The organism is Pseudomonas sp. GW822-FHT03F08, assembly GCF_058801265.1.
Genome location: NZ_JBXANC010000007.1, coordinates 73,811 through 86,925, shown reverse-complemented (window position 1 = coordinate 86,925; position 13,115 = coordinate 73,811). Strand labels below are relative to the sequence as shown.

Below are 13,115 nucleotides of genomic sequence, written 5' to 3'. Positions count from 1 at the left end.
CGAGCCATCAGTTGAGCCCCTCCAGCCAGCCGTCGAGATTTCTGAAGGCATCATTGAAGGTGCGATCGAGCTGCAACGGAGTGATGGAAACGTAGCCCTGCATCACCGCATGGAAATCAGTGCCCGGCCCGCCGTCTTCCGCATCGCCGGCGGCGGCAATCCAGTAACCGGCCTTGCCACGGGGATCGACCACTTTCATCGGTGCTGCCGCACGGGCGCGATGCCCCAGGCGCGTCAGCTGAATACCGCGAATATGATCGATGGGCAGATTGGGAATGTTCACGTTCAGTACCGTGCGCGGTGGCAGATCGAGCCCGGCGTGGGCCTCGACCAGTTTGCGCGCAAAGTAGGCAGCGGTGGGCAGATTGTCCACCTGCCGGGAGGCCAGCGAGAAGGCAAACGATGGGCGTTCGAGAAAACGGCCTTCAAGGGCCGCCGCCACTGTCCCGGAATACAACACGTCGTCGCCCAGGTTGGCGCCGAGGTTGATGCCCGAAACCACCATGTCCGGCTCGCGCTCCAGCAAACCATTGAGCCCCAGGTGCACACAGTCGGTCGGCGTGCCATTGAGACTGATGAAACCGTTGGCCAGGTATTGCGGGTGCAGCGGACGATCCAGCGTCAGCGAACTGCTGGCACCGCTCTTGTCCTGTTCCGGGGCGATAACCACGCATTCGGTGTAATCCGCCAGCGCAGCATAAAGCGCGGCAAGACCGGGTGCGGTTACCCCATCGTCGTTAGAAATCAGAATACGCATGGGCTGTCCGTCTGCCCCACCGGCACCAGATCAACGAGTTCGCGCACCAATACGGTGGCGAAGCATCCGGCCGGGAGGACGAATTCCAGTTGCAGAATGTCAGGCTCGGGATAATGCCACGTCAACCCGCCAATGGGCAGTCGAAGGATGCGACGTTCGTGGCTCATACCGGCATTAATCAACCAATCGCGCAGATCCGCCTCGCCTGCGGCGATTGTCTGCTCCAGATCATGGACAGCGCCGGCGGCCGGTGAGTCACCTTCGCCCCACTGCGGCCCTGTCGGATGCAGGTCGAGAATCGCCAGGCGCGGGTCGCTGCACTCGGCTTCACCCGCCGGGAAAAAGCTGCGGCTGTCGGTGAACGCCAGCAGATCGCCGACCTGGGCGCGCTGCCAGGTGCCATCAGCCACTCGTGCCGCCAGCACCTGGTTGAACAGAAAGCTGCGTGCAGTCGACAGCAGGCGCGAACGTACATTGCGCTGCTCCGGCAGGGCCTTGCGCGCCGCCCATGACCGAGCGTCGACGACGTTACCACCGTCATGGCCAAAACGCTGGGCGCCGAAGTAGTTCGGGATACCTTGCTTGGCAATCAGTTGCAGGCGCTCGTCGATGGCAGCCTTGTCGCCATTGAACTGGGTCAGGCGCAAGGTGAAACCATTGGCCGAATGCGCGCCGCGTTGCAGCTTGCGCTTGTGGCGCGTGGTCTTGAGGATCTTCAGCGTGTCGTTTTCCGCCGCCGACAGATCCGGATCGGCCTTGCCCGGCAGTTGCACGCTGAACCACTGGCGCGTCAGCGCCTGACGGTCCTTGAGGCCGGCATAGCTGACCGTGCGCAACGGCACACCGGCCGCCTTGGCAATGCGGCGTGCCGCTTCTTCGGTGTTCAGACCGCGCTTTTCCACCCAGATCCACAGGTGCTCGCCGTCACCGCTGAACGGAATGTCGAGGACTTCATCGACCTGGAAATCTTCGGCGATGGCTTTCAGTACCGCGGTGCCGAGCGCGTCGCCATAGGCCCGTGGGCCGAGCAATTGCAGTTCGTTCATGCGCGCAGCAACAAGGCAACGGAATGCACGGCGATGCCTTCTTCGCGACCGACGAAGCCGAGCTTCTCGGTGGTGGTGGCTTTCACGTTCACTTGATCCAGTTCTACTTGCAGATCCGCGGCAATCAGCGCGCGCATCGATTCGATATGGGGGGCCATTTTCGGTGCCTGGGCAACGATGGTGTTGTCGACGTTGCCGACTTTCCAGCCTTTGGCGTGGATCAGGCTGACCACATGACGCAACAGCACTCGGCTGTCGGCGCCCTTGAATTGCGGGTCGGTGTCCGGGAAGTGCTTGCCGATATCACCCAGCGCAGCCGCGCCGAGCAAGGCGTCGCTCAAGGCATGCAGCAGGACGTCACCGTCGGAGTGAGCGAGCAGCCCGAAGCCGTGTGCGATTCGCACGCCGCCCAGAGTAATGAAATCGCCTTCAGCGAAACGGTGCACATCATAGCCGTGGCCAATACGCATAAAAAAACGCCCCGAATTTTGTCAGGGCGTGATTCTACCTGCATTAGCCCTTGAGGGCGCGTGCGTGATGCTGCAAGTGGTCGTCAATGAAGCTCGCGATGAAGAAATAGCTGTGGTCGTAGCCCGGTTGCAGGCGTAGCGTCAGCGGATGGCCCGCCTGTTTTGCCGCTTGTTGCAGCGCTTCGGGTTTGAGCTGGGTGGCGAGGAAGTCGTCGCGATCACCCTGATCGACCAGCAATGGCAGTTTCTCGTCCGCCTCGGCGATCAGCGCACAGGCATCCCACTCGCGCCACTTCGAACGGTCTTCGCCCAGATAACGGGAGAACGCCTTCTGGCCCCACGGGCAATCCATCGGATTGTTGATCGGCGAAAACGCCGACACCGATTGGTAACGCCCAGGGTTGCGCAATGCACAGACCAATGCACCGTGACCGCCCATGGAATGGCCACTGATGCTGCGCTTGTCCGAAGCCGGGAAATGCGCTTCAACCAGTGAAGGCAATTCCTGTACGACATAGTCATGCATCCGATAGTGCCGCGACCACGGTTCCTGCGTGGCATTCAGATAGAACCCGGCACCGAGGCCGAAATCCCACGCACCATCCGGATCACCCGGTACATCGGCGCCACGGGGACTGGTGTCCGGCGCCACGATGATCAATCCCAGTTCGGCCGCCATGCGCATGGCGCCGGCCTTCTGCATGAAGTTCTCGTCCGTGCACGTCAGGCCCGATAACCAGTACAGCACCGGCAGCTTGCCGCCCTGCTCTGCCTGCGGCGGCAGGTACACGGCGAACACCATGTCGCAGCCCAACACATCGGAACGATGGCGATAGCGCTTGTGCCAACCGCCAAAACTTTTCTGACAGGAGATGTTTTCCAGACTCATGTAGGACTCCTACGCCGCCACGGCTGCAAGTTGGCAGCCGTGGCATCGCGATTGATCAGAAATGAATGACGGTGCGGATGCTCTTGCCTTCGTGCATCAGGTCGAAGGCCTTGTTGATGTCTTCCAGGCCCATGGTGTGGGTGATGAAAGTATCCAGCGGGATCTCGCCGCTTTGCGCCATGTCGACGTAGCTTGGCAGCTCGGTACGGCCACGCACGCCGCCGAACGCCGAGCCGCGCCAGACGCGACCGGTCACCAGCTGGAACGGACGGGTGGCGATTTCCTGGCCGGCACCGGCAACACCGATGATCACCGACTCGCCCCAGCCTTTATGGCAGCACTCGAGGGCTGCGCGCATCAGTTGCACGTTGCCGATGCATTCGAAGGAGAAGTCGACGCCACCGTCGGTCATGTCGACGATCACTTCCTGGATCGGGCGATCGAAATCTTTCGGGTTCACGCAGTCGGTGGCACCCAGTTGTTTGGCGATTTCGAACTTGGCCGGGTTGATGTCGATGGCAATGATGCGCGAGGCCTTGGCCTTCACTGCACCAATCACGGCCGACAGACCGATGCCGCCGAGACCGAAGATGGCCACGGTGTCACCCGGTTTGACCTTGGCGGTGTTGATCACTGCACCAATACCGGTGGTCACGCCGCAACCGAGCAGGCAGACCTTTTCCAGCGGTGCATCCTTGGAGATCTTGGCTACGGAGATTTCCGGCAACACGGTGTACTCGGAGAAGGTCGAGGTACCCATGTAGTGGAAAATCGTTTGGCCCTTGTAGGAAAAGCGCGAAGTGCCGTCCGGCATCAGGCCCTTGCCCTGAGTGGCGCGAATCGCCTGACACAGGTTGGTCTTGCCCGATTTGCAGAATTTGCACTGGCCGCATTCCGGGGTGTACAGAGGGATCACGTGGTCGCCGACGGCAACGGAGGTCACGCCTTCGCCGATCGCTTCAACAATGGCACCACCTTCGTGGCCGAGGATCGACGGGAAGATACCTTCCGGGTCAGCACCGGACAGGGTGTAGGCGTCAGTGTGGCAAACACCGGAAGCCACCACGCGCAGCAACACTTCACCGGCCTTGGGCATGGCGACATCGACTTCTACGATTTCCAGCGGCTTCTTGGCCTCGAAGGCAACGGCGGCGCGCGACTTGATCATGCTGACTCTCCAGTGAATCCATTGAATAAAAACCAGACAGGGAGTGTAGTCCAGCGCTGACTGATGAATAATCAGAACAAAAGCAAAACATTATTGCCATACAGGGATAATCCCCATGTCCGAAAACCGCTGGGAAGGTATCGACGAGTTCGTCGCCGTTGCCGAGTGCAGCCAGTTCACCGCCGCCGCCGAACGCCTGGGTGTTTCTTCCTCGCATGTCAGTCGACAAATCGTACGACTCGAAGAGCGACTGCAGACACGACTGCTGTATCGCAGCACCCGGCGTGTCACCTTGACCGAAGCCGGCCAGACCTTCCTGCAACATTGCCAGCGTCTGCAGGATGGTCGCGAAGAAGCACTGCGTGCGGTCGGCGACCTGACCAGCGAACCCAAAGGCATGCTGCGCATGACCTGCGCCGTGGCCTATGGCGAGCGCTTCATCGTGCCGCTGGTGACGCGGTTCATGGGGCACTATCCGCAACTGCGCATCGATATCGAACTGACCAACCGGCAACTCGATCTGGTGCACGAAGGCCTGGACCTGGCGATCCGCCTCGGGCGTCTTCAGGATTCTCGGTTGGTGGCGACCCGGCTGGCACCGCGGCGCATGTACCTCTGCGCGTCGCCGTCCTACCTCGAACGGTACGGTCGGCCACACAGTTTGTCGGAACTGAGCCGGCACAACTGCCTGATCGGCAGCTCGGACATCTGGCAACTGGAACAGAACGGGCGGGAATTTTCCCAGCGGGTACAGGGAAACTGGCGCTGCAACAGTGGGCAAGCGGTGCTGGATGCGGCGCTACAAGGCGTCGGTCTGTGTCAGTTGCCGGACTATTACGTGTTGGAGCATCTGCACAGCGGCGCGTTGATTTCGCTGCTGGAGGCGCATCAACCGCCGAACACGGCGGTGTGGGCGTTGTATCCGCAACAACGGCACTTGTCGCCGAAGGTGCGCAAACTGGTGGATTTTCTCAAGGAAGGCTTGGCCGAACGGCCGGAGTATCGGATTTAACGACGGTTGGCCCAGCGTTGGCGCAACCATTCGAGGTCTTCCGGGCGGGTGACTTTCAGGTTGTCCGCGCGACCCTCGATCAGGCGCGGCGCCAACCCGGCCCACTCCATCGCCGAGGCTTCATCGGTGATCAGCGCATCGGCCACCAGACTGTCCGCCAGTGCGCGGTGCAATGCTCCGAGGCGGAACATCTGCGGCGTGTAGGCCTGCCAGATCACGCTGCGATCCACGGTTTCGACCACTCGACCGTGCTTGTCGACCCGTTTCAGGGTGTCGCGCGCCGGCACGGCCAGCAAGCCACCGACCGGATCGTTCGCCAGCTCAGCCAGCAGTTTATCGAGATCGTCACGGCTCAGATTGGGCCGTGCCGCATCGTGCACCAGCACCCAATCCTCATCGTCGGCACCTTGGGCGTGCAGGTGCAGCAAAGCGTTGAGCACCGAACCTGAACGCTCGGCGCCACCCTCGACCCGCTGAATCCGCGGATCGCTGACGCAAGCCAGGTTCGGCCAATAAGGATCATCGACAGCAAGACTGACCACCAGGCCCTTGAGGCTCGGGTGATCGAGGAAACAGCCGAGGCTGTGTTCGAGAATTGTGCGCCCGCCCAGTTGCAGGTATTGCTTGGGACGGTCCGCGGCCATACGGGCACCGACGCCCGCGGCAGGAATCACGGCCCAGAAGGCCGGCAGGGAATCGATCATTGGGCCAACTGGTAAAGGGTTTCGCCGTCCTTGACCATGCCCAGTTCGTGACGAGCCCGCTCTTCAACGGTCTCCATGCCTTTCTTCAACTCGCTGACTTCAGCGTCCATCACCCGGTTGCGCTCCAGCAAGGCTTCGTTCTCGGCGTGCTGATCAGCAATCTGCTGATTCAGTTCGGCAACTTGCGCCAGACTGCCATTGCCCACCCACAGGCGGTACTGCAGACCGGCCAGCAGCAAGAGCAAGACGAGAAACAACCAGTAAGGACTGCGCATCGAATATCAGGTATCCAGTGAAAAAAGACAGCCACGCCAAAACTTTGAAGCATCTGATAGCACGAAGCCTGGAATATCCAGGCTTGTGCATATAAGGCATCAGATTAGTGGCAAATCCATCGCTGTCACGACTTTTCCGACACAATCCGGTGTCTTTTTACCATCTACAACTTAACCGCGAAACTCGGAGCGACCGTTGTACTTGGCTTTGCCATTCAACTGCTCTTCGATACGCAGCAGTTGGTTGTACTTGGAAACGCGGTCGGAACGGCACAGCGAACCGGTCTTGATCTGGCCAGCCGAAGTACCCACCGCCAGGTCGGCGATGGTCGAATCTTCGGTTTCGCCCGAACGGTGCGAGATCACGGCGGTGTAACCGGCAGCCTTGGCCATCTGGATGGCTTCCAGGGTTTCGGTCAGGGTGCCGATCTGGTTGAACTTGATCAGGATCGAGTTGGCGATCTTTTTATCGATGCCTTCTTTCAGGATCTTGGTGTTGGTCACGAACAGGTCGTCGCCGACCAGTTGGGTCTTCTCGCCGATCTTGTCAGTGAGGATCTTCCAGCCAGCCCAGTCGGACTCGTCCAGACCGTCTTCGATCGAGATGATCGGGTAACGCTCGGTCAGACCTTTCAGGTAGTCGGCGAAACCTTCAGCGGTGAACACCTGGCCTTCGCCGGACAGGTTGTACTTGCCGTCTTCAAAGAACTCGCTGGCCGCGCAGTCCAGAGCCAGGGTCACGTCAGTGCCCAGCTTGTAACCGGCGTTGGCAACAGCTTCGGAGATCACTTTCAGTGCGTCTTCGTTGGACGCCAGGTTCGGCGCGAAACCGCCTTCGTCACCGACAGCAGTGCTCAGGCCACGGGCCTTCAGAACAGCTTTCAGGTGATGGAAAATCTCGGTGCCCATGCGCAGACCTTCCGAGAAAGACTTGGCGCCTACCGGCTGAACCATGAATTCCTGGATGTCGACGTTGTTGTCGGCGTGTTCGCCACCGTTGATGATGTTCATCATCGGAACCGGCATCGAGTAGACACCCGGGGTTCCGTTCAGGTTGGCGATGTGTGCGTACAGCGGCAGGTCCTGATCCTGTGCAGCAGCCTTGGCCGCAGCCAGGGAGACGGCGAGGATGGCGTTGGCGCCCAGGGTCGCTTTGTTTTCGGTACCGTCCAGCTTGATCATCGCGTGATCCAGGGCTTTCTGGTCGCTTGGGTCGGTACCCAGCAGCAGATCGCGGATCGGACCGTTGATGTTGGCTACCGCCTTGAGCACGCCCTTGCCCAGGTAACGGCTCTTGTCGCCATCACGCAGCTCGAGCGCTTCACGCGAGCCAGTGGATGCACCGGACGGCGCGCAAGCGCTGCCGATGATGCCGTTGTCGAGAAGCACGTCCGCTTCCACGGTGGGATTGCCACGGGAGTCGAGAACTTCACGACCTTTGATGTCGACGATTTTTGCCATTGTTGTAAACACTCCAAAGTTGACGAAAACGACGCAGCTAGAGGAAATCTTTTTACCGTCGGCAAGTGGTGTGCAGCGGGCAGCTTGCAGACGACAACGCTCATACCCGAGGGCATGAGCGACAAATCGTGCGGTACTTTACCGGAGAATTGAGGTTTACGCGGTTTCTACCGTCGGAAAACTCTTCACCAGTTCGTCCAGGGCTTTGAGCTGGGCCAGGAATGGCTCCAGTTTGTCCAGACGCAAGGCGCAAGGGCCGTCGCATTTGGCGTTGTCCGGATCCGGGTGCGCTTCGAGGAACAGGCCCGCCAGCGACTGGCTCATGCCAGCCTTGGCCAGGTCGGTGACCTGGGCGCGGCGACCGCCGGCGGAGTCGGAACGACCGCCAGGCATTTGCAGCGAATGGGTCACGTCGAAGAATACCGGGTACTCGAACTGCTTCATGATGCCGAAGCCGAGCATGTCGACCACGAGGTTGTTGTAGCCGAAGCTCGAACCGCGCTCGCAGAGGATCAATTGATCGTTGCCCGCTTCCACGCACTTGTTCAGGATGTGTTTCATTTCCTGAGGCGCGAGGAACTGGGCTTTCTTGATGTTGATGACGGCATTGGTCTTGGCCATGGCGACCACGAGGTCGGTCTGGCGCGACAGGAAGGCCGGCAGCTGGATGATGTCGCAGACCTCAGCGACGACCGCGGCCTGGTCAGGCTCGTGGACGTCGGTGATGATCGGCACGCCGAAGGCTTGTTTGATGTCCTGGAAGATGCGCATGCCCTCTTCCAGGCCAGGACCGCGATAAGAGGTCACAGAAGAACGGTTGGCCTTGTCGAAACTGGCCTTGAACACGTAAGGGATACCGAGTTTTTCGGTGACCTTCACGTACTCTTCGCAAACCTGCATGGCCATGTCACGGCTTTCCAGCACGTTCATGCCGCCGAACAGCACCATGGGTTTGTCGTTGGCAATCTCGATGTCGCCGACGCGGATGATCTTCTGTGCCATCGGGGTTACGCCTTCTTCTGGTGTTGAGCCAATGCCGCTTTGACGAAGCCGCTGAACAGCGGATGGCCATCGCGTGGCGTCGAGGTGAACTCTGGGTGGAACTGGCAAGCGACGAACCATGGATGATCCGGTGCTTCGACCACTTCAACCAGCGCAGCATCAGCGGAGCGACCGGAAATCTTCAGGCCGGCCTCGATGATTTGCGGCAGCAGGTTGTTGTTCACTTCGTAACGGTGACGGTGACGCTCGACAATCACATCCTTGCCGTAGCAGTCGTGCACCTTGGAACCCGCTTCGAGCAGGCATTCCTGAGCGCCGAGACGCATGGTGCCGCCCAGATCGGACGATTCGGTACGGGTTTCGACTGCACCGGTGGCGTCTTCCCACTCGGTGATCAGACCGACAACCGGATGGCCGCTGGCACGATCGAACTCGGTGGAGTTGGCATCTTTCCAGCCCATCACATTACGGGCGAACTCGATGACCGCCACTTGCATGCCCAGGCAGATACCCAGGTATGGAACCTTGTTTTCGCGAGCGTATTGAACGGCAGTGATCTTGCCTTCCACGCCACGCAGACCGAAGCCGCCCGGTACGAGGATCGCGTCGACGCCTTCCAGCAGCGCGGTGCCCTGGTTCTCGATGTCTTCGGAATCGATGTAGCGCAGGTTGACCTTGGTGCGGTTGGTGATGCCGGCGTGACTCATCGCTTCGATCAGCGACTTGTAGGCGTCCAGCAGCTCCATGTACTTGCCGACCATCGCGATGGTGACTTCGTGCTCTGGATTGAGCTTGGCATCGACGACCTTTTCCCACTCGGACAGGTCGGCGCCATTGCATTGCAGGCCGAAGCGCTCGACGACGAAATCGTCCAGACCCTGGGCGTGCAGCACGGCCGGGATCTTGTAGATGGTGTCGACGTCTTCCAGGGAGATCACCGCACGCTCTTCAACGTTGGTGAACAGCGCGATCTTGCGACGCGACGACACATCCACCGGATGGTCGGAGCGGCAGATCAGCACGTCTGGCTGCAGGCCGATCGAACGCAGCTCTTTTACGGAGTGCTGGGTCGGCTTGGTCTTGGTCTCGCCAGCGGTGGCGATGTACGGAACCAGAGTCAGGTGCATCAGCATCGCGCGCTTGGAACCGACTTCCACACGCAGCTGGCGGATGGCTTCGAGGAACGGTTGCGATTCGATATCACCAACGGTACCGCCGATTTCCACCAGGGCCACGTCGGCATCGCCGGCGCCCTTGATGATGCGACGCTTGATTTCGTCGGTGATGTGCGGAATCACCTGGATGGTTGCACCCAGGTAGTCACCACGGCGCTCTTTGCGCAGCACGTGCTCGTAAACACGGCCGGTGGTGAAGTTGTTGTTCTGGGTCATGGTCGTGCGGATGAACCGCTCGTAGTGGCCCAGGTCCAGGTCGGTCTCGGCGCCGTCGTGGGTGACGAACACTTCACCGTGCTGGAACGGGCTCATGGTGCCCGGGTCGACGTTGATGTACGGATCCAGCTTCAGCATGGTGACCTTAAGCCCCCGCGCCTCCAGGATGGCCGCCAATGAAGCCGATGCAATGCCTTTCCCCAAAGAAGAAACAACACCGCCCGTGACGAATATGTAGCGCGTCATGAAAAACCCTAGAAGTCTGCGTTAAAGCGGTCCGAGCCGCCGGGGAAAGCGAAGGAAGGCCGAAGCCCCCGATCACCTGCATTAATCACAGTGCACCTTTCAAAAAAACCGCCGCGTTGGGACAGACCGGAAGTGAAAACACCGGTACGTTGCTCGCTACACATTTTTTGGAATCGCCCAGCAAAGACTGCTTGGTAATCGGCAACTCCTGCAATTCAGGCGAATCCACAGAAGTTGTATCAAGAAGGGAGCGTAGTCTACCGGAATGCCCCCTTCATCTCAAACCTTGATCTTCGTCAGATGGCTGCCAATGCAAACGCCAGCCTTCCAACGCATTGCCGTCGAGCCCCGGCAGGTTCGCCACGGCGAGCAATTCTTCACCGCGAAACAGCAGCGGCAATCTGCCACGCACGAAGCCCGGCACCGCGCGTTCATTGAGCAAGCGCTTGAGATCGCGATGACCGCGATCCGCCAGATGCATCACCTCGCCGCCCAGCCGATAGCGGATGCGCAGCGGCCCTGCGGGAGTCTGACCGCTGAACATGACACGCCCGTTATCGGGCAAGCGTAGCGCCAGCGACGGCTCATGCCAGTCGCCGCTGACCACTGGCGCGCGCAACCATTGCCCGCTGAGCCACCACAGGCGACCGGCGCTTCGATGCAACTCCCCGTCCGCCAGACGCCAGACCGGAGAAGCATCGATGCCGGCATCACGCAAATCGAGCCAACCCGACCAATGGTCGGTATCCGGCAGTCGGGTGAGCGGTTCCAGCCAATAACTGAGTGCATTTCTCTGGCGGGCATCGGACAACCCGGCGATGGCCGCAAACGCCAGCGATGGCAAACCCAACCACTCGAAATCATCGGACAAGGTCGCTTGAGCCAGATCAATCTGCGCCAGCTCATCGAGCAAACCTTGCGCCTCACGCAAATGTGCCGCACTGCGGGCCATGCTGGCGTGAGCCTGCGGCCAGCGACCGGTCAGCAGCGGCATGACCTGATGGCGCAGGTAATTGCGCGAGAACTGTCGATCCTGATTCGACGGATCCTCTACCCAGCGCAGGCCATGGTCCCGCGCATAGACTTCCAGCTCGGCCCGCGTGACGTCGAGCAAGGGCCGAACCAGACTGCCCTGCCCCAACGCTCGTTGCGCCGGCATGCCGGACAGACCTCGGACCCCGGCGCCGCGCAACAGACGGAACAGCAGTGTTTCAGCCTGATCATCGCGGTGTTGTCCGGTCAATAACACATCGTTGGCCTGAATCGCCGCACTGAACGCCGCATAACGCGCATCCCGCGCCGCCCGCTCCAGACTCGCCCCCGGCTGCACCTGCACACGCACCACTTGCAACGACACCGCCAGCCCATCGCAGACCACCTGGCAATGCGCCGGCCACGCGTCGGCCGCAGCCTGAAGGCCGTGATGGACATGGATGGCGCCTAGCGCCGGAAGGGATTCAGTTTTGGCGAGACTGGCCAGAAGGTGCAGCAGGACGGTGGAATCGAGCCCACCCGAGTAGGCGATCCGCCAATGGGAAGCACCGAGCCAGGGCTTGAGATGGCGCAAAAGCCTGGAAGGCAAATCAATCGTCGACTGATCCATTTTTTTCCCTTGGCACAAATCAAATGTGGGAGCGAGCCTGCTTGCGATAATGGTGCAACAGCCAACGCACTGGTTGAATGTTACCCCTCATCGCGAGCAGGCTCGCCCCCACATCGGGTATTGCGCGGTCGACTTAGAGGCCGTAGCTCATCAGACGATCGTAGCGACGCTTGAGCAGCGCTTCGTTGTCGAACTTCTTCAGCATCGCCAGTTGCGAGCTCAGCTCGGCACGGATCGAGGCCGCGGCAGCCGCCGGATCACGGTGGGCGCCGCCCAGAGGCTCGCCAATCACTTTGTCGACGATGCCCAGGCCTTTCAGACGCTCGGCGGTGATGCCCATCGCTTCAGCGGCATCCGGCGCCTTTTCTGCGGTTTTCCACAGAATCGAAGCGCAACCTTCCGGCGAGATCACCGCGTAGGTCGAGTACTGCAGCATGTTCAACTGATCGCAGACACCGATCGCCAGTGCACCGCCGGAACCACCCTCACCAATCACGGTGGCGATGATCGGGGTTTTCAGGCGAGCCATGACGCGCAGGTTCCAGGCAATCGCTTCGCTCTGGTTGCGCTCTTCAGCGTCGATGCCAGGGTAGGCACCCGGGGTGTCGATGAAGGTCAGGATCGGCATCTTGAAACGCTCGGCCATTTCCATCAGGCGGCAAGCCTTGCGGTAGCCTTCCGGGCGCGGCATGCCGAAGTTGCGGCGTACCTTTTCGCGCACTTCACGGCCCTTCTGGTGACCGATCACCATCACTGGCTGGTCTTCCAGACGTGCCACGCCGCCCACAATGGCCGCGTCGTCGGAGAAGTGACGATCACCGTGCAGTTCGTCGAACTCGGTGAAGATGTGCTCGATGTAGTCCAGGGTGTATGGACGCTTCGGGTGACGCGCCAGACGTGCGATCTGCCAGCTGGTCAGCTTGCCGAAAATGTCTTCGGTGAGCGTTTTGCTCTTGTCCTGCAGGCGGGAGATCTCATCGCCGATATTCAGCGAATTGTCATTACCGACCAAGCGCAACTCTTCGATCTTGGCTTGCAGGTCGGCGATCGGCTGTTCGAAATCTAGAAAATTCGGGTTCATAGGCGTCCGT

The 13,115-nt window shown here is 60.4% G+C and carries 13 protein-coding genes; 1 reads left to right on the top strand and 12 read right to left on the bottom strand.

The features are described 5' to 3' along the window. Positions 1-7: 7 nt before the first annotated feature. Genes surE through AC1RME_RS18535 form a run of 5 tightly spaced genes read right to left on the bottom strand, consistent with a single transcriptional unit; the run spans position 8 to position 4,330 of the window. Positions 8-757 carry a 5'/3'-nucleotidase SurE gene (gene surE / locus AC1RME_RS18555; RefSeq protein ID WP_096819612.1) on the bottom strand — a complete coding sequence of 250 codons (750 nt, stop codon included), beginning with the start codon at positions 755-757 and terminating at the stop codon, positions 8-10. Beyond that, the gene (truD, locus tag AC1RME_RS18550) at positions 745-1,803 is read right to left on the bottom strand and encodes a tRNA pseudouridine(13) synthase TruD (RefSeq protein WP_493091611.1); all 1,059 of its coding nucleotides are present in this window, start codon (positions 1,801-1,803) and stop codon (positions 745-747) included. Before truD ends, surE begins: the two co-directional genes overlap by 13 nt. Further along, positions 1,800-2,273, bottom strand: a complete 474-nt coding sequence (gene ispF, locus AC1RME_RS18545; protein WP_007954821.1) for a 2-C-methyl-D-erythritol 2,4-cyclodiphosphate synthase — start codon at positions 2,271-2,273, stop codon at positions 1,800-1,802. Before ispF ends, truD begins: the two co-directional genes overlap by 4 nt. Before the next feature lie 43 nt (positions 2,274-2,316). After that, positions 2,317-3,162: an S-formylglutathione hydrolase gene (fghA, locus tag AC1RME_RS18540; RefSeq protein ID WP_114881646.1), complete on the bottom strand. Its 846-nt coding sequence runs from the start codon at positions 3,160-3,162 to the stop codon at positions 2,317-2,319. A gap of 55 nt (positions 3,163-3,217) precedes the next feature. Beyond that, entirely contained in the window at positions 3,218-4,330 is a 1,113-nt protein-coding gene (locus AC1RME_RS18535; RefSeq protein ID WP_007954819.1) for an S-(hydroxymethyl)glutathione dehydrogenase/class III alcohol dehydrogenase, read from the bottom strand. 115 nt (positions 4,331-4,445) lie between these two features. Here AC1RME_RS18535 and AC1RME_RS18530 point away from each other — a divergent pair, with 115 nt between their 5' ends. Next, entirely contained in the window at positions 4,446-5,342 is an 897-nt protein-coding gene (locus AC1RME_RS18530; protein ID WP_102621420.1) for a LysR substrate-binding domain-containing protein, read from the top strand. Here the strand turns inward: AC1RME_RS18530 and ispD are convergent. The 7 genes from ispD to AC1RME_RS18495 all read right to left on the bottom strand — a co-directional run bounded on the left by ispD (position 5,339) and on the right by AC1RME_RS18495 (position 13,105). Beyond that, positions 5,339-6,046, bottom strand: coding sequence for a 2-C-methyl-D-erythritol 4-phosphate cytidylyltransferase (ispD, locus tag AC1RME_RS18525; protein ID WP_096819616.1), 708 nt, complete (start codon positions 6,044-6,046; stop codon positions 5,339-5,341). The two genes, AC1RME_RS18530 and ispD, sit on opposite strands and share 4 nt — an antisense overlap. Next, positions 6,043-6,321 (bottom strand): cell division protein FtsB, encoded by a 279-nt coding sequence (gene ftsB, locus AC1RME_RS18520; protein ID WP_003222158.1) that lies wholly within the window; start codon positions 6,319-6,321, stop codon positions 6,043-6,045. Before ftsB ends, ispD begins: the two co-directional genes overlap by 4 nt. Before the next feature lie 171 nt (positions 6,322-6,492). Then, complete coding sequence (gene eno / locus AC1RME_RS18515) at positions 6,493-7,782, bottom strand: phosphopyruvate hydratase (protein ID WP_007954808.1); 1,290 nt, start codon at positions 7,780-7,782, stop codon at positions 6,493-6,495. 156 nt (positions 7,783-7,938) lie between these two features. Next, on the bottom strand, positions 7,939-8,784 hold the full coding sequence (kdsA, locus tag AC1RME_RS18510) for a 3-deoxy-8-phosphooctulonate synthase (protein ID WP_007954807.1): 846 nt from the start codon (positions 8,782-8,784) through the stop codon (positions 7,939-7,941). Between the two features lie 5 nt (positions 8,785-8,789). Next, positions 8,790-10,421, bottom strand: a complete 1,632-nt coding sequence (pyrG, locus tag AC1RME_RS18505) for a CTP synthase (protein WP_096819617.1) — start codon at positions 10,419-10,421, stop codon at positions 8,790-8,792. 274 nt (positions 10,422-10,695) lie between these two features. Beyond that, on the bottom strand, positions 10,696-12,024 hold the full coding sequence (gene tilS, locus AC1RME_RS18500; protein ID WP_096819618.1) for a tRNA lysidine(34) synthetase TilS: 1,329 nt from the start codon (positions 12,022-12,024) through the stop codon (positions 10,696-10,698). A gap of 133 nt (positions 12,025-12,157) precedes the next feature. Then, positions 12,158-13,105: an acetyl-CoA carboxylase carboxyltransferase subunit alpha gene (locus AC1RME_RS18495; protein WP_085748116.1), complete on the bottom strand. Its 948-nt coding sequence runs from the start codon at positions 13,103-13,105 to the stop codon at positions 12,158-12,160. Positions 13,106-13,115: the final 10 nt, after the last annotated feature.